Source organism: Dermatobacter hominis (genome assembly GCF_020715685.1).
Classification (GTDB): domain Bacteria; phylum Actinomycetota; class Acidimicrobiia; order Acidimicrobiales; family Microtrichaceae; genus Dermatobacter; species Dermatobacter hominis.
Genome location: NZ_CP085840.1, coordinates 4,586,408 through 4,604,899, shown reverse-complemented (window position 1 = coordinate 4,604,899; position 18,492 = coordinate 4,586,408). Strand labels below are relative to the sequence as shown.

The window sequence follows — 18,492 nt, the reverse complement described above, 5'->3', positions numbered from 1 at the left end:
GAGCGGCCGACGGTCAGGCCAGCGCGGCGGCGAACGCGGGGCGCGCCGATGCCCACCACTCCCGTCGCCGGTCGAACCGCGCCATCCCGCCCATCTCCTCCCACATCGCGACGAACCCCGGCTCGCCCGCCTCCACGTGGCGGAGCACGAACTCGCCGCCGTGGGCGATGTCGTGGTCGAGACATGCGAGCAGCTCCGCCCGACCGTCGGCGGCCAGACCGTACGCGTCGGCGACGGCCCGGAGGCGGGCCGGGCGGTCGGCTCGGGACCAACCCAGGCGGTCGGCGTTGGCGTCGTCGTCGACGGGCACGCACATGCGGGCGAAGCTCGCCAGGTCCCGGACCGGGCGTCCAGGGGCGCAGAAGTCGAAGTCGAGCAGGCCGACCGCGCGCCCGTCGCGGAAGACCACGTTCTCGAGGCAGACCTCGTTGTGGCACACGATCGGCCCGCCCACGGGGTCGGCCATCTCATCGCTCCAGTCGAGGCCGGCGGGATCGAACGACGCCGCGGCACGGTGCATGTCCGCCATGAGCTCGGCCACGCTCACGAGCGCGCCGTCGGTCCGGGCCCAGTCGGGGTACGGCGGCACCGGGACGTCGCCGTCGATGAACACCAGTCGCTCGCGGCCGTCCGGGTCGACGCCGATCGGTTCGGACGCGCCCTCGAAGCCGGCCGCCCGCAGCGCGCGCAGGAACGCGTGGACGGACCCGGTGTGGGGGTTCGACGGTCGCAGCACGTGCGCACCGGACCGGACCACGGCACCCGCGTTGGCGACCCCGCCGGTGAGGGGCTGCTCGTCGGGCGGCCGACCCCCCGCCTCGCCGTCGCCGCTGCCCTCCACGGCGCCAAGCCTCCCACGGACGACGCGTCGAGGGACTCGATGATCGCCGACGGTCTGGCGAGTAGCCCGGCCAGCTCGGCGGCTGACGCGAGCGACCCGCTCAGGTCCGGTCGGCCATCGGCCGGCGCCGGTGGGCGACGTGCCCGTCACCAGCTGCGCCGCCCTGTCGGTCCGACGGAGGGCGTGACGACCTGCCGCGCCGCTTCATCTCGTACATCTCGTGGTCGGCACGGTCCACGACCTCGTCGGGGCACTCCCCCGGCCGGCGCTCGGCGACGCCGACCGAGAACGGGACCGGCGAGTCGTCGCGGACGCGCCGCAGGGCCACACGGGCCGAGTCCTCGGTGGCGTCGGGCAGCAGGATGATGAACTCGTCGCCGCCGACGCGGGCGACCAGGTCGACCGACCGCACCCCGGCCGTCAGCGTCCGGGCCACGGTGGCGATCGCGTCGTCGCCGGCGGCGTGGCCGTCGGCGTCGTTCAGCTGCTTGAGCCCGTCCACGTCGACGAACGCCACCGACACCGGGTGCCCTGCACGCTCGGACCGGTCGAACTCCGTCGCGACGACGGCGCGCCAGGCCCGGGCGTTGGCCACGCCGGTGAGCGGGTCGACGAGCGCGGCGGAACGCAGGCGGACCGACAGCCACCCGACGCAGCAGCCGATCACGATCGAGTTGACAAGGCTGCCGCCCACGACGAGCGCGGCCCGTCCGGGCTCGACGTAGGTCACCACCACGGCGAGAGCGACGTAGGAGACCGCGACGTGGACGATCGCCTGCCTCACGGAGAAGAAGCAGGCGGCGTAGACGGACACCCACACCATGAAGCCCGAGCCGGTGATGAGCCCGACGACATCGTCGCTGAGCCCGACGGTGACCACGATGACCGCGGCACCGAGGAGCAGCGCGACGTGCAGCATCCGATCGGAGCCCCCGCGGCGCATGAGCAGCAGCGCCGCCCCGGCCAGCGACGAGATGACACCGATGGCGATCGGCACCCAGATCGATGCGAGCGCGTCCATGTCGCCGCTCGTCACGATCGAGAACAACCCGCCGACCAGCAGCATCGTGCCGGCCGTGACCACCTTGACCCGCATCCCGGCGATCACGTCGGCGGCGCCGGCCACGGCGGGCGCGGGCGGCAGCAGCGACCGCCCCCTGGCTCCGACCGCGGACCTCCTGACCATCCTCGGTGTGTCGGCCGCCGCGGCGCCCCGGTGGAGAACGTTGAGCCGCGCGGCCCACCAGGTTCGCCCGGTCTGAGCCGTTCGGACGACGGCACGGACCGCTCGAACCGTGCTGGGACCGGCTCGACGACGTGCTCGGCCGCTGAGCCGTCACCTGCCGCACGGCCGCGCCGCCCGGGACCGGACGCGGAGCTCGGGGGGACCCGACCGGTGATCGGTCGCATCCCCCCGAGCTCGGAGCTCCTCGTGTCGTGCCGGCCCGAGGACCGGCACGCCGGATCACTTGACCAGCTTGTACAGCGCGAACGGCGACGACTGGCCGATGCGCTCGTCCACCGCCAGGCCGGGGGCCAGGCCGTCGAACGGACCGTCGTCGTTCAGCGTCTCGGCGACGCCGCCCACGACGTAGTTGCTGCCGTCCTGCCGGGGCAGGCACTTGGCCTCGGCCGGCACGATGGCCTGGATGACGCCGCCGTTGAGGTACCAGGCGTCGTAGGTGGTGCCGTTCTCGACGTAGGTGCCCCGCACGAGCTGCACGTCCGCCGCCTCGGCGATCGGATCGCAGTCCTCGTCCTCGGCCGCGACGAACACCTCGGGCGGGGTGTCGGTCAGCGCGATCGGGTCACCGTTCTCCGCCTGGCCCACGACGAACGGGCCGCCGCGGACGATCTCGAACTTGTAGCCGCGGACGGTCGGTGCCGGCGGGTTCGGCTGGCAGCCCGCAGCTACCAGCAGTCCCAGGCCCAACATGCCCACGGCCGCGATCGGTCGACGGAACTTCACAGGCTCTCTCCCATTGTTCGGCCGGCCCGCCGCTCGGACCAGACGGCGGGAGTCTGCCAGCGCTTCTCCGGTCGCGCGCGGTTCTCAGCCGGGTGAAACGAGGCACCTCGCGGTGAACCGCGCTCAGTCGTCGGACGCCCGAGCGCGGTCGGGCGAGCGCTCGGGCGTCCGCGTGCGGTCAGTCGACGAGGAGGTGGCGGTCGGTCATCGCGATCATCACCACCAGCGAGTCGAGCGCCGGGTCGCGACTCTCGTCGGACTCGTCCCACGGCGCCCGCTCGAACAACCCCGCGCAGACGATCGACCGGGTCTCGGCGAGGCGGGCGCGCACGAGCTCGCGCAGGCGGACGATCACGTCGTCGACCAGTGCTGCGACCGCGGCGGTCGCGACCGGGTCGGGCACGGCGTCGTGGCGATCGTGGGCGGGCAGGTGGTCGAGCAGCGCCCACGTCACGACGCAGCGGCTCATCCACGCCGACCGCTCGCCGAGCGTCGCAGGCGGCGGGAGCAGCAGCGCCACCTCGACCGCGGAGCGGTAGGTGGCGTCCCCGGCGACCGACCGCGACGCCGCGGCCAGGAGCGCCAGCTCTCCATCCACCTCGCGTCGCAGGTCCGCCGCGGTCACCCCTCCAGTCTGGCGGAACTCCGATGGGCGGACCCGCGAGCGAGGCGGGGGTCCTGGGTCGCCGCGACTACGCGGCGTAGGCCATGGCAGCGTTGATCGGTGCCATGGCGGTCTCGAGGTCGAGCACGACGCGCGACTCGATCTCGATGAACTCGCCGAGGGCGAGGCTCACCTCGAGCTGCGAGGCGGCCGCGGCGTCGGCGTCGTCGACCCGGGACACGGTCATCCCTCCGCTCCCGTCGGCCGAGATGTACCAGCAGAGGCGTTCGGCGCCGACCTGCTCAGCGGTCCGGGCCTCCGTCTTGGCCCAGACCTCCATCATCCGGTTCGCCTGATCGGGCGACAACGGCCGGGCCTTCCAGGTGGTGCACACCAGCATGTGCCCTCCCCTCCCAGTTGCGGCGCCCGCCACCCTCGGGATGAGGCGCCTCCTCGACCATACGCCCGGGCCCTCCCCGTGTGAAGGTGCCGTCCGTTCGCCGCACGTTCCGATGAGACCGTGCGAAGGGAACCTTCCGTGTGCGTGGCGGGTCTGGTGGGGTGTGAGGGTGGAGCGCGAGGAGTTCGAGGCGATCTACGCCGAGCACGGCCAGCGGCTGCTCCGGATCGCCGTCGTGGTGCTCGGCGGTCGCGACGGCGCGGAGGACGCGGTGGCCGAGGCGTTCGCCCGCTGCTGGCGGCGCTGGCGATCGCACCGACCGGACGACCCCGGTGCGTACCTGCGTCGGACGTTGCTCAACGAGCTCGTCCGCCAGGGCGAGCGGGCCGCGCGGCGCGGGCCGAGCCACGCGACGACCGTGGTCCGCGACGAGACGTCGGGCGTGGTCGATCGGCTGCTGGCACTCGAGGTGCTCGCCGAGCTGCCGGCCCGCCAGCGGGCGGTCCTGGCCTGCCGGTTCCTCGACGATCGCACCGAGGCGGAGACGGCGCAGCTCCTGTCGATGCCCGTCGGCACCGTGAAGTCGACGACGTCGCGGGCGCTCGCCCGCCTGAACGACCTGCTCGGCACCGACTATGCCGGGGACGGCGACGCGCCCGTCGCCGTCGACCGCGCTGCGCCACCCGACCCCGGAGGAGGACGCCGATGATGACCGACTCGGAACGCAGGGCACGCGAGGTGCTGGCCGCCGCGACCGACGACGTGACGACGTCGCCCGACCTCGACGCACGGGTGCACGGCCTCACCTCGAGCCCGCGCCGCCCCCATCGGCTGCTCGCGGTCGGCGCCGTCGCCACCGCCGCCGTGCTGGCGGCGGTCGTCGCCTGGGTCGTCATCGACGACGACGCCTCGCAGTTGTTGACGCCCGCGGAGCACCCGACGACGACCGAGATCGGTCCGTCGCTCCCCACCGACCGCTGGACGGACCTGCCGCCGCCGCCGGCACCAGTGGCGGCCCGGGCGTCGGTCGGCGTCCCGGGCGGTGCGGTGTTCTGGGAAGCGCGGACCACGCCCGATGCGACCGAGGACCTCTGGCTGCGCCTGTGGCACCTCGACCTCAGCAGCGGCCGGTGGACCTCGGCCCAGCCGGAGGGGGCATCCGGCGGCGAACCGACCGGCTGGTGGTGGCCGGGGGATGCGGTGTGGACCGGCGACGAGCTGATCGGCGTGTTGGTGGACACCACTCCGAACCACCACCGGACCACGCCGTTCGACACGGTCCGGTGGCGGCCGGGCGATGCGTCGATCACGCGGGGCACGTCGATCCCGCGCCCGACCGACGTGGAGGGGCGCGTGTACAAGGTCGAGCTGACCCCGACGGGCGACGGTGTGGCGGCGCTGGCGTCCTACCAGGAGCCGACCGGGGCCACGAGGACGCTGGTCTGGTCCTACGACGCCGGCGCCGACGAGTGGACCAGGCTCCCCGACCCGCCCACCACCTCGGACCGGGTGTTCTCGATCGACTGGACCGGCAAGGAGATCGTGGTGCTGGCCGGACGACCGACCCCTCTGGCGACCTACTACGACGGCCTCCAGCTCCTCCGGTTCCGGCCGGGCGACGACAGCTGGCGGGAGGCGTCCAGGCCGCCCGACGCGTTCGAGCTGAGCGGGCAGGCGGCCGATGCGTCGTGGGCCGGCGATCGCCTGGTCGTGGTGACCTACGCACCCTCGGCCGGCACCTGGGACCCGGCGACCGACACCTGGACCGCGCTGCCGGTGCCGCCGTTCGAGGGCGCCGAGGACTACCCGAGGGTGCTGGCGACCGACGACGGGACGATCGTCGCCGGGCTCGGGAACGCCGACGCCACGCTCCCGGCGGGCGGTTCGTCGTGGACCGCCCTGCCGTCCGACGGCGTGAGACCTGCGGTCGACTCCGGTGCGGTGCTGATCGGCCAGCGATGGGAGCAGCAGGCGGACGGCGTCCAGGGCCCGAGCGTCGCCACGAGGGGGTGGACGTCGATCGGCCTGCCGTGAGCCGTCCGGTGCGACCAGCAGCCGGCGCGCCAGGTGCCGCGGCGTCGCTCAGGCGCGGCGCTCGGCCATCGGTGAGGTGGCCAGGTGGTACGGCCGGCTGATCCGGACCTGCGTGCCCACCGAGTGGTGCACCAGCGGCTCGCCGACCGGCGCCGGGAGCCCGGTGGCGGTCACCAGCCGGTCGTCGAGGTGCACGACCTCCGCCTTGCGCAGCTGCCACGGCGGGTGCTCCGCCCGGGCGAGGTCCAGCCGTCCTCGGCGACGGCGGCTGGGGTGGTCGCTGAACAGCGACCACCGCGCCGTGAGCCAGTGGTCGAGGTCGCCGAGCTCGTCCGGGCCGAAGAACGACCCGATCCGGATGGCGACGTCGGAGGTGGCCGGCCACGGTTCCGGCCAGCGGCGCGAGCAGGTGTAGTGGACCGTCGCCCGACCGCCGTCGTCGACGCCGTGGCGGACCCGCATCCGCGACCACATGTACGGCAGCTCGTAGCCCCATCGACCCGTCAGCACCCCCGGGAGCCGCGCCGCATCGAGCGTGAGGAACCAGACGCCGGTCTCCCCGTCGGGCCCGGTCGCGTAGGTGCGGACGTTGGTCTCGGGGAACACGGACAGCCACGGCAGTCGGGGCACTCCCGGGGCCCGGACCTCCATCAGGAACGGGACGAGCCCGACCCACGCTGAACCGTCGAACGTCTCGATCGTCAGGCCGGGCGGTAGCAGCCGCTGCACCTCGTCGGGCTCGTAGCGCCAGTGCAGGAACGTGATGTGGTCCCAGCGGTGGAGCATCCACGGTCGCGGCACCGGCACAGGGCACGTCGCCCGCGGATCCGTCACCGGATGGCGGACGGCCGAGGCCGTGGTCCGCCCGCGACCGACGGTGGCGGTCCTGAGCGGCTCCCTCGTCTCCATCGCCTCTATCATACGTTCGTATGAATCCCAGGCGCACATCGCAGCGGCGGGCGACCAGCGAGGACCACGAGACGCGGGACCGGCTGCTCGAGGCGACCTGCCGGATCGTCGCCGAGGAGGGCGTCGGCGGCGCGACGTCGAGGCGGATCACCAGCGAGGCCGGGGCGAACCTCGCGGCCATCACCTACCACTTCGGTTCGAAGCAGTCGCTCGTTCGCGCCGCACTCGCCGCTGAGGTCGAGCGCCTGGTGGAGCCGGCCCTGTCCCTCCTCGAGGGCGACGACGACCCCGCGGCCCGGCTGCTCGGCGCGACGCAGCAGCTGCTCGCGACCTTCGAGCAGGAGCGTGACCGCTCTCCCGCCTACCTGGTCGCACTCGTCGAGGCGGTCCGGGAGCCGGGCGACGACGGTCCGGCCACCGTCGTCGTGCGCCTCCGGGACCGGGTGGCCACGGTGATCGCCGAGCTGATCGCCGACGGCACGGTCGCCCGCTGGGTCGACCCGCGTTCGATGGCATCGCTGATCGTCGCCGCGGCGAACGGCATCGCGCTGCAGAGCAGCCTGGACCCCGACGGGCCCTCACCGACCGAGCAGACGCTCCAGTTCGTGCAGCTGCTCCTCTCCGCTCGCACCGCCGCCTGACCGCTCCGCGGGATCGGCGCGCCACGTCGCTACCGTGACGACATGGGAGAAGGAACGATCGAGACCCCGTCGAGCGATCGCTGGGCGGACCAGGCGGCGCGCACGCTCCGGCTGGTGCACCTCGTCAGCACGATCCTGCTCGTGGGCGCGGTCCTCGCGGTCGTGCTCGGCATGATCACCGCAACCACGCAGCTCGCGACCCAGTGGTCGGATCTGGGCATGGCGACCAGCGGGATGAGCTCCATGCGGATCGGCCAGTTCGCGTCGACCGTGATGTCGAGCCTGCTGCCATCGGGCGTGATGCTCGCCGCCGGCGGCTACCTGCGTCTCCAGGCGCTCCGCTTCGAGACCGACCTCCTGGTCGAGGACGACCTCGTCGAGGTCGCGGTCGACGCCGGCTGAGCGCTCAGCCGACCGTGCGGGTCGGGAGGATCAGGATCGATTCGATCTGCGTCCTCGGCGTCTCGGGATCTCGGGAGGCGGCCCACGGGAACGGATCCGCGGCGTTGAGGTCGACGCCGTAGCCGAGATCGGCCAGCGCTCCGACCGTCACCTGGCTGAGCGGGTTGGTCCCGTTGCTGATCCAGCCGGTCATGAGCTCGGTCCCGAACACCGTCTCCCGCCAGTGGGAGTCGGCGGTGCCGGGTCCACCGGTGCCCTCGACGGGCACGGTGTCGGCGTTGCCCCCGCTGAGCGCCGACCACGCGCCGCGGGCGGTGAGGCCGGTGAACTGCGGGTCGGAGGTGCCGAGGCCGTTGACCTGGTCCTGCCAGATCGTGCCGAAGCCGAGTACGTGGCCCATCTCGTGGAGGACCACGTCGGCGAACCGACCATTGGCCACGAGGTTGGCGACGTCCGCGCTGTCGAACTGCATGGCGCCCAGGGCGGGCAGGCCACCCGCCGTGCGCACGAGGCACGGTCCGGCCTGGCCGAGCACGCCCGACACGCCGTCGATCGGGATGATCGAGGCGTCGATGAGGACGTCGTCGACGGTCCCGTTGAACGCGGGAGCGCCGGTGCCGCACTCGTTCGCGACCGCGTTGACCGGGACGTCCGCGAGCCCGGTGCGGATGATCTGCGACCACCGGGTGGCAGCCTGCTCGAACACGGCGCGCTGCGGGGCGGAGACCGACGGGTCGAACCGCAGCGTGATGCCGAAGGCGTCGGCGGCCGCTGCGCCCACGTTGAGGTTGACGGGCCCGCTGGTGACGGTGGTCGTCCCGTCGGTCACCCGCAGGCGTGAGGTCTTCGACCCGGGCGTCGCGACCGTGACCGAGCGGGCGGTGCTGCTCGTGCAGTGCGAGGTCGAGATCTCATAGGTGCCGTCACCGTCGACGTCGAGCGAGCAGGTGAGCGACGGGGTCTCGGGTCCCGCGATGATCCACGTGAACGTCGTCGTCAGCGGCGCGGGTCCCGAGGTGCGGCTCGCGGTGAAGCCGGCGATCCCCAGCGAGGCCGGCCCTGAGGCGGGCGGACCGCACGAGGTCGCCACCAACGTGACGGACGCGAACGCGATGGTTGCCCATGCTCGGGCCCTGACCCTGGTTCCCCACACCGTGCTGCCCTCCCGGTTCGGGCCCAACGTAGCGGAGCACCCCCCGCCGAGTCCGGTTCCGGGCACACCCCATCCAGGACGTGGGCGCCGCCACCGCTCCGTGCTGGGGCGACCGGTACCGGAGGGCGGGACCGTCGGGTGGAGGTGGGTCACTGCCTGGCTACCCTCGGGCGCTGGAGGGCCGACACCGTCGGCGCAGCAGCGCCGAGAAGGAGAGGACACCGTGCGACGCATCGGGATGACGGCGGCCGCCGTCGTGCTGGGCCTGGGGCTGCTGGGCTGCAGCTCGGACGACGACGCGGCCGAGCCCGCCGACTCCACGACGACCACCACGACCGAGGCGCCGTCCTCGTCGGCCAAGGACGGGTTCGTCGAGGCCGCGAACGCCATCTGCAGCGAGATGGACGACCGGAGCGTGGAGCTGAGCGACTCGATGCCCGAGGACGGCGCGGAGTCGGCGGCCGACATGCAGCGGCTGCTCGAGGGGAACGCCCAGCTCGCCGAGGAGGCGATCGCACAGATCCGTGCGCTCCCCCAGCCGCCCGAGGACGCCGCGCGCCTCGAGGCGATGTACGCGCAGATCGACGAGCTCGCCGCGCTCGGGCGCCAGGGCGCCACCGCGGTGGCGCAGGGCGACGAGGCGACGTTCGCCACCGTGAGCGAGCAGGCCGACGAGCTGTCGGCCAAGGCCAACGCCGCGTTCACCGAGTACGGGCTCGACGTCTGCGGGTCGGCCTGAGATCGACCCGTTCGCTCAGTCGCTGACGGCGGGGCCGTCGGCGTCCTGGGGGCGGCGCCCGTTCGCGCTCGGACCGGCGTCGCCCTCGCGGGCGAGGTCGCCGGGGAAGGTCTGATCGGCGAACACCGGCTCGACGCCGGCGATGCCGAGCTCCAGCACGTCCTCGATCGCGTCGAGCGCCGATTGGCCCGGCGCCCCGTGGGCGACCTGGGCGGGCAGGAAGCGCAGCACGAGCAGCGCTGCGATCCACGCCAGCACCGCGCCGATGGTCACGGCCAGGTGCAGGCCGTCCACGAAGGCCTCGCTCGCCACGGTGACCACGTGGTTGCCGACCTCGGCCGGCAGCTTCTCCGCGACCGCGATCGCTCCGGCGAGCGACGACTCCGCGGCGTCGCGTGCAGAGGACGCAAGGCCGGCCGGCAGCGCGTCCGCGACCGCGCGCCCGTAGCCCGATGCCGCCAGGCTGCCCATGACGGCGACGCCGAGCGCCGCGCCGATCTCACGTGTGGAGTCGTTGGCGGCCGAACCCGCGCCGGCCCGCCGCGGTGGCACCGCTGCCATGATCCCGGCGGTCAACGGTGACATGGCGAGCGCGATCCCGGACACGAGCAGGGCGATGCACAGGAGGATGTAGAGGTAGTTGGCCTCGACCCCGAGCGCCCGGAACATGATCAGCCCGACGCCGACGAGCCCGAGCCCGAAGGACACCGTCCTGTTGGCGCCGAAGCGGGCGCTGAGCCGTGGCGTCAGCGGGGCGACGATGATCATGATCGGCGCCATCGGCAGGAAGCGGATCGCCGTGCCCAGCGGCGTGTACCCGAGGATCAGCTGGAAGTACTGCGTCACGAGGAACATGACGCCGTACATCGCCATGAACACGAGGATCATCCCGCTCACACCCGTGCTGAACGCGCCGTTGCGGAAGTACGCCATGTCGAGCATCGGCTCGTCGACGCGCCGCTCCCACATGACGAACAGCACGATGGCGACGAGGCCGACGACGAACGAACCCACCGTGATCGGGCTGCCCCAGCCGCGCTCCGGCGCCTCGATGAGCCCGAACACGATCGACGACAGGCCGACGATCGAGAGCAGCGCGCCGAGCGGGTCGAGCTTGCCCTGCTCGGGGTCGCGGGACTTCGGGACGAGGAAGAACCCGGCGACCAGCGCCAGCGTGATGAACGGGATGTTCACGAGGAACACCGCGCCGTACCACCAGTGGCCGAGCACGAAGCCGCTCGCCACGGGCCCGATCGCCCCGGCCGCGCCGGTGACGGACGCCCAGATCGCGATCGCCTTCGTCCGCTCCTCGGGCGGGAAGACGTTGACGAGGATCGACAGCGTGCACGGCATGATCAGCGCGGCGCCGAGTCCCATCACCGCTCGGCAGGCGATCAGCAGCTCCATCGACGTCGAGAACGTGGCGGCCACGCACCCGGCGAGGAAGATCACGAGCCCGGCCTGCAGCGCGCCCTTGCGTCCGAAGCGGTCGCCGATCGCCCCGGTCGTGAACAGCAGCCCGGCGAACACGAGCGAGTACGACGCGATGACCCACTGGAGCTGCGACTCCGTCGCGTCGAGGTCCCGGGCGAGGGTCGGGATGGCGACGTTGAGGCTCGAGTTGCCGATGAAGACGATCAGCAGGCTCAGGCACAGCACCGCGAGGATCCACCAGCGCCGGGCGTGGACCCGCGGGTCGATCGCCTCCTCGGGCGTCGGGTCGGTCGCGGCGTCGAACGTCATGGGCGTGGGCTCCTGGGGCTGCGCCGTGCGCAGGGGGGCGGTCGGGGGGGGGGGGGGGGGGACGGGGCGTCGGGCAGGGACGGGGCGTCGGGCAGCTTACGTAGAAGTGGCAGTCACTGCCATGACGGCAGTCCATGACGAAGGGCCGCTACCCTTGCGCGCCATGGGAGCCGGCCTCGGGACGACCACCGACGGGTCCGTCGATGCGCCGGACGGCACGACGGACCGCCGGGAGCGACGTCGCCAGCGCACGCGGGAGGACATCGCCCGGGAGGCGCTCCGGCTCGCGGTCGAGCGCGGCTACGACAACGTGACCGTCGAGGAGATCGCCGAGGCCGCCGACATCGCGCCTCGCACGTTCTTCCGATACTTCCCGCGGAAGGACGACCTGCTCTTCGTCGACCACGACGGCCAGCTCGAGCGGCTCCGCGAGGCGCTGGCCGACCGACCCGACGACGAGCCCGTCCTCGTGTCGATCCGGGAAGCGGTGCTCGAGGTGGTCGAGGAGGCGGAGATCGACCCGGACCGGACCCGGCTGAAGCGCCAGCTCATCGAGCAGACGCCGAGCCTCAAGGCGCAGGCCTCGCTCCGCCAGCGGGACTGGTACGACGTCCTGGCGGGCGCGGTGGGACGGCACCTCGCCGTCGATCCCGACGAGGACCTGCGGCCGCGGGTCATCGCCGCCGCGATCGTCGGCGCGCTGCAGATCTCGATCGACCGCTGGAGCCAGCTCCCCGACGGCGACCTACGGGCGAAGGTCACCGATGCCATCGACCTCCTCGACGGCATCAGCGGGCTCCGGACCGGCTGAGGACGGACGTCGTCGCCGAACCCCGGAGCGACGACACCGTCCGCCGCGGATCGCCGGCGTGTCCAACCGACACGGCGCCGCAGCGGTCAAGTGCGTGATCGCCGCGCGTTCCTGACCGGCTCGGGTCGAGCGCTCCGGTCGGGCACACTCGCTCCGATGGACCACGAGGACACCACGAAGGTGCGGGGCATCGTCCGTGCGGGGGTGGGTCGCGGGGTTGCCTGGTCGGAGGCGATCGTCAGCCGGTCCGAGATCGTGCTCGACTCGCCGATGCAGCGCATCCACCTCCCGCGGGACATGGACGGACTGCAGCTGTCCGGTTCGGAGCTGTCCGCGAGCGTCCCCGATCTGGGTCTCGTGCAGTTCGCCCCCTGGCGCAACCGCCGCTGGCGGACAGCCCTTCGGGCGCACGGGTGGATGACGACCGACGACCCGGGCCAGAGCGAGTGATCCCGGCCACTTCGATCCCGATGAGCACGTCGGCACCGGCGGCGCGCCGACCGACCAGAATGCTGGCTCCTCGACCAAGGAGTGCTGGGCGTGCTGCCGATGCTCGGCCAAGCGATCGCCATGTTCGCGGTGACGAACATCGACGACATCGTGCTCCTCGCGCTCTTCTTCGGGCGGGCGGCGGGCGACCCTGCGCTCGAGCGCCACATCGTGATCGGCCAGTACGCCGGCTTCGCCGCGATCATCGCCGTGTCGGTCGTCGGGGCGTTCGGGCTCCAGTTCCTGCCCGACGACGCGATCGCCTACCTGGGGTTGGTCCCGATCGCGCTCGGCATCCGCGCCGCGGTCCAGACGTGGAGCGCACGTGGTGACGCCGACGACGTCGCCGCGCCGCCCGCGCTCGGGGCCGGAGCGATCGCCGGGATCACCTTCGCCAACGGCGGCGACAACATCGGCATCTACGTCCCCGTCTTCACCGCTGCCGGCGTCGGGGGAATGGGCGTCTACGTCGCTGTGTTCCTCGTGCTGGTCGCGGCGTGGCTGGTCGCCGGGAGGTGGCTCGCCGCTCGCCCTTCGATCGCACGAGCGCTCTCACGTTGGGGCCACGTCCTGCTTCCGGTCGTGCTCGTCTCGATCGGCGTGGCGATCCTGGTCGACGGCGGCGCGTTCGGCCTGTGAGCCCGTCGCAGCGCTCGCACCGGCGGCGACGGTTCAGGGGTCCGCCCGCACCAACCGACGTGCCGGAGGTGCGACCTCCGCCTCGGACCGGAGCCGCTCGGCGCGCTCCCGGACGCCGATGAGCATCCTGCGCGTCATCATGAAGCTCACGAGCCCGACGGGCGCCATGGCCAGGCGCATGGCCGACCTGCCGAACGCGACCCGCTCCCGTACCAGGAGCCTCGTCCGACCGTCGGGCAGCGGCCGCAGCACGAACGTCCAGGTGAACTCCCAACCGGCGGGGTCGTCGCGCCGCACCGGCCGGCCGGCGGCGACGTCCGCGACCTGCAGCACGAGCGCCTCGGCGGGTCGGATCTCCGCGACGAACCAGCCGCCGGCGCGCGATCGGACGGCGGCGACCAGGTCGCCGACGGCGAGGTCCTGCCACTCCTCGACGACCACGTCGGCGGTGTGGACGTGCAGTCCGAACAGGTTCTCGAGCCAGTCGTAGCTGTAGAAGCCGCCGCGGTCCGCGCCGAGCTGGACGAGCCAGGGCCAGACCTGCTCCGGATCCGCGTCGATCGTGATCGCCCTGGTGACCTGGTCGGCAGGATCCTCGACCAGGTCGTCGCCCGGGAGCGGCAGTGATCGCTCCTGGTCGGTCGCCCCCCAGCCCTCCTGCCACGGGCGGACCAGCCGCTCGTAGGCAGCCAACGCCCCGACGGCACCGACGGTCGCTGCTAGGAGCACCATCCGTCGCATGGGGCTCACCTCCTCCGAGGTCCGGCGGACCTCCGAGGTCATCGTCGGTCGGGCCGCCTCCCACCGACAGGGTCGAAGGTCCTCGGCGGCGCGGCGACGGGTCGTAGGGTCCGACCGGTGGAGGTGGACGTCCGAGCTATTGCCGACGGGATCGATGCCGACCTGGTCGCAGCGGGGACCCCGGAGCGCGCCGCGAAGGAGGCCGCCTACCTCAAGAGCGAGCTGCTCCACTACGGGACCTCGGTGCCCGCCGTCCGGTCGGCCGCGACGTCGGCGCTGCGCCGGGGGCCCGCGCTCGACCACGACCAGATCGTCGAGTTGGCCGAGCTGCTGTGGCGAGACCCGGTCCACGAGCGGCGCATGGCGGCGGTCGAGGTGCTCAGCGCGTCGACCGACCTGCTCAGCAGCGAGGACGCCGACCTCCTCGAGCGGCTCCTGCGCGAGTCGCGGACGTGGGCGCTCGTGGACGGGCTCTCGGCGTCGGTGGCCGGCTCGATCGCCGAGCGTGACGATGCCTTCGGTCCCGTGCTCGACCGGTGGGCGTCCGACGACGACCCATGGATCCGGCGCGCCGCCCTGCTCACGCCGCTCGTGCCGCTGCGCCGGGGCGGGGGCGACTTCGAGCGGTTCGGCAGGTACGCCGACGCGATGCTCGACGAGACGGAGCCCTTCATCCGCAAGGCGATCGGCTGGGTGCTGCGCGACACCGCCAAGCGCCGGCCCGACATGGTGTTCGAGTGGCTGCTCCCCCGAGCCGGACAGGCGTCGGGGGTGACCGTCCGCGAGGCGGTCAAGCCGCTCTCCGACGAGCAGCGCCGTGCCGTCCTCGCCGCCCGCTGACCGGCGGCACGACATTCGCCCTTGACATGACGTCATGTTGACGTCACCATGACGTCATGGACCTCAGCCGTCACGTCGACATGCTCCAGCACCAGCTCCTCGCCGTCGCCGACCCCGCCGGCGACCAGGCCCGCGACCTGGCGGCCCTGCTGGTCGGTTCGTTGGACCCTTCGGCTCGCCTGATGCTGCTCGACGCGCTGGCGGATGCCTGCGACGAGATCACGAGGGAGCTGGCACCAGGTTCGGTCGAGGTGCGCCTCCGGGGTCGGGACCCCGAGTTCGTCGTGACCGCTCCGCCGACCGACCTCGCCGCTGGCGGCGTCGACGACGTCACGGTGACGTCACCGCCGGTGGCGGCGCCGCCCGAGCCGGCAGCCGAGGACGACGGCGGCACGGCTCGCGTCACGCTCCGCCTCCCCGAGCAGCTCAAGCAGCGCATCGAGCAGGCCGCCGGCGCCGAGGGCGTGTCGGTCAACTCGTGGCTCGTGCGCACCGTCACCACGGCGCTCGACGGCTCAGGCCGCCCGCCGAGCACCTCACGTCGCGGCTACGGCCAGCGCGTCACCGGGTGGGCCCGCTAGGCGCCGCCCGGCCGATGCCGAGCCGAGTGGCTCGGCTCCTCACTCGCAGTCCCCACGCACCCGTTCGACTGACGTCGCCTGCGACGTCGGAAGGAGATCCTCATGCCCACGTTCGAGACCCCTCGGCCGATCACCGTGCACGTCGACGTCGTCGGCGACGTCCGCGTCGACGCCAGCGACCGGACCGACACCGTCGTCTCGGTCGTCCCCCGCGACCCCTCGAGCTCGTCCGACGCCAAGGCGGCGCGCGACACGACGGTCGAGCTGACCGGCGACGAGCTCCTCGTCCGCACGCCGAAGCACTGGAAGCGGTTCACGCCCTTCGGCGGCTCGGAGATCGTCGAGGTGACGATCTCGGTCCCGACGGGATCGCAGCTCGTCGCATCGACCGGTCTCGGTGACATCCGGACCGAGGGCGAGCTCGGCCCGTGCCGCGTGAAGTCCGCGATGGGCGACCTGCGCCTGGACCGCACGGCCGACCTGAAGGCGACGACCGCGTTCGGCGACATCACCGTCGACCACGTGGACGGCGACGCAGAGGTGTCGACCTCGTCGGGCGACGTCCGGGTCGGGCTCGTCTCGGGCGCCCTCGTCGTCAAGAACTCCAACGGCCCGACCGAGCTCGGCCGCATCGACGGCGACCTCCGGGTCCGATCCGCGAACGGTGACATCCTCGTCGAGCGGGCCGGCCGGTCCGCCGTCGCCAAGACGGCGAACGGCGACATCCGGCTGCACGACGTCCGCAACGGCTCCGTCGTGATGGAGACCGCGGCGGGCGACATCGAGGTCGGCGTGCGACGCGGCGTCGCGGCCTGGCTCGACGTCAACACCCGGTTCGGGACCGTCCGCAACGACCTCGACGCTGCCGACGGACCGGCCGCGACCGACGGGACGGTGGAGGTCCGGGCCACCACGGCGACGGGCGACATCACCATCCGCCGGGCCGCCGGCAGCGACGCCGCCACGAGCGGCTGACACCGACCCCTCCCCTCCCCGACCCCTCTCGACGAACGGAGCAGACCGTGCCTTCACCTGACGCGCCCCGACACCCGGCCATCCGCACACGAGGGCTGCGCAAGTCCTTCGGCGACCACGTCGTCCTCGACGGCATCGACCTCGACGTGGCACCCGGCTCGGTCTTCGCCCTGCTCGGCCCGAACGGCGCCGGCAAGACGACGGTCGTGCACATCCTCAGCACCCTCCTCCGAGCCGACGCCGGCGACGCGACGGTCGGCGGAGCCGACGTCGGACGCGACGCCGACGAGGTGCGGGCGGCGATCGGTCTGACGGGCCAGTTCGCCGCGGTCGACGGGTTGCTCACCGGCGCCGAGAACCTGCGGCTGATGGCGGACCTCCACCACCTGCCGCGCCCGGAGCGCGACGCCCGGGTCGCCGAGCTGCTCGCCCGGTTCGACCTCGAGGACGCGGCCGGGACGCTCGCCTCGGCGTACTCCGGAGGGATGCGCCGGCGACTCGACCTCGCGATGACGCTCGTCGGCCGGCCCCGCATCATCTTCCTCGACGAGCCGACCACCGGACTCGACCCCCGCAGCCGCCGGACCATGTGGGACATCGTCCGGGGGCTCGTCGCCGACGGCGTCACGATCTTCCTCACCACGCAGTACCTCGAGGAGGCCGACCAGCTCGCCGACCACGTGGCCATCCTCGACCGGGGCCGCTTGATCGCCCAGGGCACCCCGAGCGAGCTGAAGCGCCTCGTGCCAGGTGGCCACGTCCGGCTGCGGTTCGCCGACGCCGACGGGTTCCGAGAGGCGGGGCGCGCCCTCCCCGGCGCCACCGCCGATGCCGACGCCATGACGCTCGAGCTGCCGAGCGACGGCGGGGTCGCCGCCCTGCGCGCGCTGCTCGACGAGCTCGACCGAGCGGCGGTGGAACCCGCCGAGCTGTCGATCCACACCCCCGACCTCGACGACGTGTTCTTCGCGCTGACCGGCCACGGCCGGTCGGCCGACGACGCCCGCGCGGCCGACGACCAGGAGGTCACGACCCCATGACGACCACGACCCGGACGGCCCGCGACGCCGCGACCATGGTCCGCCGCAACCTGCGGCACCAGCTCCGATACCTCTCGGTCACCGTGATGCTCGTCGCCACGCCCATCGTCTTCCTGCTGCTCTTCGTCTACGTCCTCGGCGGCACGCTCGGGGCCGGTCTCACCGACGCGGGCGGCGGACGGCAGGAGTACCTCGCCTACGTCGCGCCCGGCGTGCTGCTGCTCGCGGTGGCGGCCATCGCCCAGGGCACCTCGATCTCCGTCGCGAGCGACATGACCGAGGGCATCGTCGCCCGGTTCCGCAGCATGGCGATCTCTCGCGCCGCGGTGCTCACCGGCCACGTCGGCGGCGCCATGCTCCAGACGATCCTCGGCCTGGTCGTCGTGGTCCTGGTCGCCCTGGCGATCGGCCTCCGTCCGACCGCCGGGGCGCTCGAGTGGCTCGCAGCGTTCGGCGTCCTGGCCCTCATCGCCTTCGCCCTCACGTGGCTGGCGGTCGCGCTCGGCGTCGTGGCGAAGTCGGTGGAGTCAGCCAGCAACCTGCCGATGTTCCTCCTGCTGCTGCCGTTCCTCGGCAGCGGCTTCGTCCCCACCGACTCGATGCCGTCGGGAGCCCGCTGGGTGGCCGAGCACCAGCCGTTCACGCCGTTCGTCGAGACCGTCCGCGGGCTGCTGATGGGCACGCCGATCGGGTCGAGCGGGGTCCAGACCGTGGCCTGGTGCGCCGCGATCGCAGTCGGCGGCTACCTGCTGGCGAGGACCCAGTACGACCGCCGATCGGTCGTCCACTGACCCACCCATCGACCGCTGACGGTTCGACGATCGTCGGATCGCCCTGACCGGAGCGCCACACGTCGAACGACCGATCCACGACCGTGAGAGCGGGCGGCGGCTGCGCCGGTCCGTCGCCGACGGGTAGGACGGACGCAGCAGCACGGAGGA

The 18,492-nt window shown here is 73.0% G+C and carries 22 protein-coding genes; 13 read left to right on the top strand and 9 right to left on the bottom strand.

The features are described 5' to 3' along the window. Window positions 1-13: 13 nt before the first annotated feature. From LH044_RS21560 to LH044_RS21540, 5 genes are all read right to left on the bottom strand, one after another. Window positions 14-841 (bottom strand): phosphotransferase, encoded by an 828-nt coding sequence (locus tag LH044_RS21560; protein ID WP_227757697.1) that lies wholly within the window; start codon window positions 839-841, stop codon window positions 14-16. A 100-nt stretch (window positions 842-941) separates the two neighbouring features. Continuing rightward, on the bottom strand, window positions 942-2,027 hold the full coding sequence (locus LH044_RS21555) for a GGDEF domain-containing protein (RefSeq protein ID WP_227757696.1): 1,086 nt from the start codon (window positions 2,025-2,027) through the stop codon (window positions 942-944). A 279-nt stretch (window positions 2,028-2,306) separates the two neighbouring features. Further along, window positions 2,307-2,810, bottom strand: coding sequence for a hypothetical protein (locus LH044_RS21550; RefSeq protein ID WP_227757695.1), 504 nt, complete (start codon window positions 2,808-2,810; stop codon window positions 2,307-2,309). A 178-nt stretch (window positions 2,811-2,988) separates the two neighbouring features. Continuing rightward, window positions 2,989-3,435, bottom strand: coding sequence for a hypothetical protein (locus LH044_RS21545; protein ID WP_227757694.1), 447 nt, complete (start codon window positions 3,433-3,435; stop codon window positions 2,989-2,991). A gap of 67 nt (window positions 3,436-3,502) precedes the next feature. After that, window positions 3,503-3,814, bottom strand: coding sequence for a hypothetical protein (locus LH044_RS21540; protein WP_227757693.1), 312 nt, complete (start codon window positions 3,812-3,814; stop codon window positions 3,503-3,505). A gap of 169 nt (window positions 3,815-3,983) precedes the next feature. Here LH044_RS21540 and LH044_RS21535 point away from each other — a divergent pair, with 169 nt between their 5' ends. Continuing rightward, window positions 3,984-4,523 carry a sigma-70 family RNA polymerase sigma factor gene (locus LH044_RS21535; RefSeq protein WP_227757692.1) on the top strand — a complete coding sequence of 180 codons (540 nt, stop codon included), beginning with the start codon at window positions 3,984-3,986 and terminating at the stop codon, window positions 4,521-4,523. Then, a complete protein-coding gene (locus LH044_RS21530) occupies window positions 4,520-5,848 on the top strand; it encodes a Kelch repeat-containing protein (protein WP_227757691.1) in 1,329 nt (442 codons plus the stop codon). Before LH044_RS21535 ends, LH044_RS21530 begins: the two co-directional genes overlap by 4 nt. A 48-nt stretch (window positions 5,849-5,896) precedes the next feature. Here the strand turns inward: LH044_RS21530 and LH044_RS21525 are convergent, their stop codons facing one another. Further along, entirely contained in the window at window positions 5,897-6,649 is a 753-nt protein-coding gene (locus tag LH044_RS21525; protein WP_227757690.1) for a YqjF family protein, read from the bottom strand. A gap of 128 nt (window positions 6,650-6,777) precedes the next feature. On the opposite strand from LH044_RS21525, the gene LH044_RS21520 reads away from it, so the two are divergent. Both LH044_RS21520 and LH044_RS21515 read left to right on the top strand, forming a co-directional pair. After that, window positions 6,778-7,398, top strand: a complete 621-nt coding sequence (locus LH044_RS21520) for a TetR/AcrR family transcriptional regulator (RefSeq protein ID WP_227757689.1) — start codon at window positions 6,778-6,780, stop codon at window positions 7,396-7,398. 42 nt (window positions 7,399-7,440) lie between these two features. Beyond that, window positions 7,441-7,800: a hypothetical protein gene (locus LH044_RS21515; protein ID WP_227757688.1), complete on the top strand. Its 360-nt coding sequence runs from the start codon at window positions 7,441-7,443 to the stop codon at window positions 7,798-7,800. Window positions 7,801-7,804: 4 nt separating this feature from the next. Here LH044_RS21515 and LH044_RS21510 read toward each other — a convergent pair whose 3' ends face one another. After that, window positions 7,805-8,890: a leishmanolysin-related zinc metalloendopeptidase gene (locus LH044_RS21510; RefSeq protein ID WP_227757687.1), complete on the bottom strand. Its 1,086-nt coding sequence runs from the start codon at window positions 8,888-8,890 to the stop codon at window positions 7,805-7,807. A 286-nt stretch (window positions 8,891-9,176) separates the two neighbouring features. On the opposite strand from LH044_RS21510, the gene LH044_RS21505 reads away from it, so the two are divergent. Beyond that, window positions 9,177-9,692, top strand: a complete 516-nt coding sequence (locus tag LH044_RS21505) for a hypothetical protein (protein ID WP_227757686.1) — start codon at window positions 9,177-9,179, stop codon at window positions 9,690-9,692. 15 nt (window positions 9,693-9,707) lie between these two features. Here the strand turns inward: LH044_RS21505 and LH044_RS21500 are convergent, their stop codons facing one another. After that, window positions 9,708-11,435: a DHA2 family efflux MFS transporter permease subunit gene (locus LH044_RS21500; protein ID WP_227757685.1), complete on the bottom strand. Its 1,728-nt coding sequence runs from the start codon at window positions 11,433-11,435 to the stop codon at window positions 9,708-9,710. Window positions 11,436-11,598: 163 nt separating this feature from the next. Between LH044_RS21500 and LH044_RS21495 the strand changes: the two genes are divergently transcribed. The 3 genes from LH044_RS21495 to LH044_RS21485 all read left to right on the top strand — a co-directional run bounded on the left by LH044_RS21495 (window position 11,599) and on the right by LH044_RS21485 (window position 13,374). Further along, the gene (locus LH044_RS21495; protein ID WP_227757684.1) at window positions 11,599-12,246 is read left to right on the top strand and encodes an acyl-CoA-like ligand-binding transcription factor; all 648 of its coding nucleotides are present in this window, start codon (window positions 11,599-11,601) and stop codon (window positions 12,244-12,246) included. Window positions 12,247-12,402: 156 nt separating this feature from the next. Continuing rightward, entirely contained in the window at window positions 12,403-12,696 is a 294-nt protein-coding gene (locus LH044_RS21490) for a hypothetical protein (protein WP_227757683.1), read from the top strand. 99 nt (window positions 12,697-12,795) lie between these two features. Next, complete coding sequence (locus LH044_RS21485) at window positions 12,796-13,374, top strand: cadmium resistance transporter (protein WP_227760139.1); 579 nt, start codon at window positions 12,796-12,798, stop codon at window positions 13,372-13,374. A gap of 33 nt (window positions 13,375-13,407) precedes the next feature. Here the strand turns inward: LH044_RS21485 and LH044_RS21480 are convergent, their stop codons facing one another. Beyond that, on the bottom strand, window positions 13,408-14,067 hold the full coding sequence (locus LH044_RS21480; RefSeq protein WP_227757682.1) for a hypothetical protein: 660 nt from the start codon (window positions 14,065-14,067) through the stop codon (window positions 13,408-13,410). Between the two features lie 165 nt (window positions 14,068-14,232). Here LH044_RS21480 and LH044_RS21475 point away from each other — a divergent pair, with 165 nt between their 5' ends. From LH044_RS21475 to LH044_RS21455, 5 genes are all read left to right on the top strand, one after another. After that, window positions 14,233-14,955: a DNA alkylation repair protein gene (locus tag LH044_RS21475; protein ID WP_227757681.1), complete on the top strand. Its 723-nt coding sequence runs from the start codon at window positions 14,233-14,235 to the stop codon at window positions 14,953-14,955. A 56-nt stretch (window positions 14,956-15,011) separates the two neighbouring features. After that, on the top strand, window positions 15,012-15,536 hold the full coding sequence (locus LH044_RS21470; protein ID WP_227757680.1) for a toxin-antitoxin system HicB family antitoxin: 525 nt from the start codon (window positions 15,012-15,014) through the stop codon (window positions 15,534-15,536). Between the two features lie 102 nt (window positions 15,537-15,638). Then, entirely contained in the window at window positions 15,639-16,511 is an 873-nt protein-coding gene (locus LH044_RS21465) for a DUF4097 family beta strand repeat-containing protein (protein WP_227757679.1), read from the top strand. Between the two features lie 47 nt (window positions 16,512-16,558). Further along, the gene (locus LH044_RS21460; RefSeq protein WP_227757678.1) at window positions 16,559-17,551 is read left to right on the top strand and encodes an ATP-binding cassette domain-containing protein; all 993 of its coding nucleotides are present in this window, start codon (window positions 16,559-16,561) and stop codon (window positions 17,549-17,551) included. Then, a complete protein-coding gene (locus LH044_RS21455; RefSeq protein ID WP_227757677.1) occupies window positions 17,548-18,342 on the top strand; it encodes an ABC transporter permease in 795 nt (264 codons plus the stop codon). The genes LH044_RS21460 and LH044_RS21455 overlap by 4 nt, the downstream gene beginning before the upstream one ends. Window positions 18,343-18,492: the final 150 nt, after the last annotated feature.

Coding starts and splice junctions, on each gene's coding strand:
- LH044_RS21530 (WP_227757691.1), top strand. CDS start 4,520: ATGATGACCGACTCGGAACGCAGGGCACGCGAGGTGCTGGCCGCCGCG.
- LH044_RS21455 (WP_227757677.1), top strand. CDS start 17,548: ATGACGACCACGACCCGGACGGCCCGCGACGCCGCGACCATGGTCCGC.
- LH044_RS21520 (WP_227757689.1), top strand. CDS start 6,778: ATGAATCCCAGGCGCACATCGCAGCGGCGGGCGACCAGCGAGGACCAC.
- LH044_RS21495 (WP_227757684.1), top strand. CDS start 11,599: ATGGGAGCCGGCCTCGGGACGACCACCGACGGGTCCGTCGATGCGCCG.
- LH044_RS21470 (WP_227757680.1), top strand. CDS start 15,012: ATGGACCTCAGCCGTCACGTCGACATGCTCCAGCACCAGCTCCTCGCC.
- LH044_RS21540 (WP_227757693.1), bottom strand. CDS start 3,814: ATGCTGGTGTGCACCACCTGGAAGGCCCGGCCGTTGTCGCCCGATCAG.
- LH044_RS21555 (WP_227757696.1), bottom strand. CDS start 2,027: ATGGTCAGGAGGTCCGCGGTCGGAGCCAGGGGGCGGTCGCTGCTGCCG.
- LH044_RS21485 (WP_227760139.1), top strand. CDS start 12,796: ATGCTCGGCCAAGCGATCGCCATGTTCGCGGTGACGAACATCGACGAC.
- LH044_RS21465 (WP_227757679.1), top strand. CDS start 15,639: ATGCCCACGTTCGAGACCCCTCGGCCGATCACCGTGCACGTCGACGTC.
- LH044_RS21490 (WP_227757683.1), top strand. CDS start 12,403: ATGGACCACGAGGACACCACGAAGGTGCGGGGCATCGTCCGTGCGGGG.
- LH044_RS21515 (WP_227757688.1), top strand. CDS start 7,441: ATGGGAGAAGGAACGATCGAGACCCCGTCGAGCGATCGCTGGGCGGAC.
- LH044_RS21500 (WP_227757685.1), bottom strand. CDS start 11,435: ATGACGTTCGACGCCGCGACCGACCCGACGCCCGAGGAGGCGATCGAC.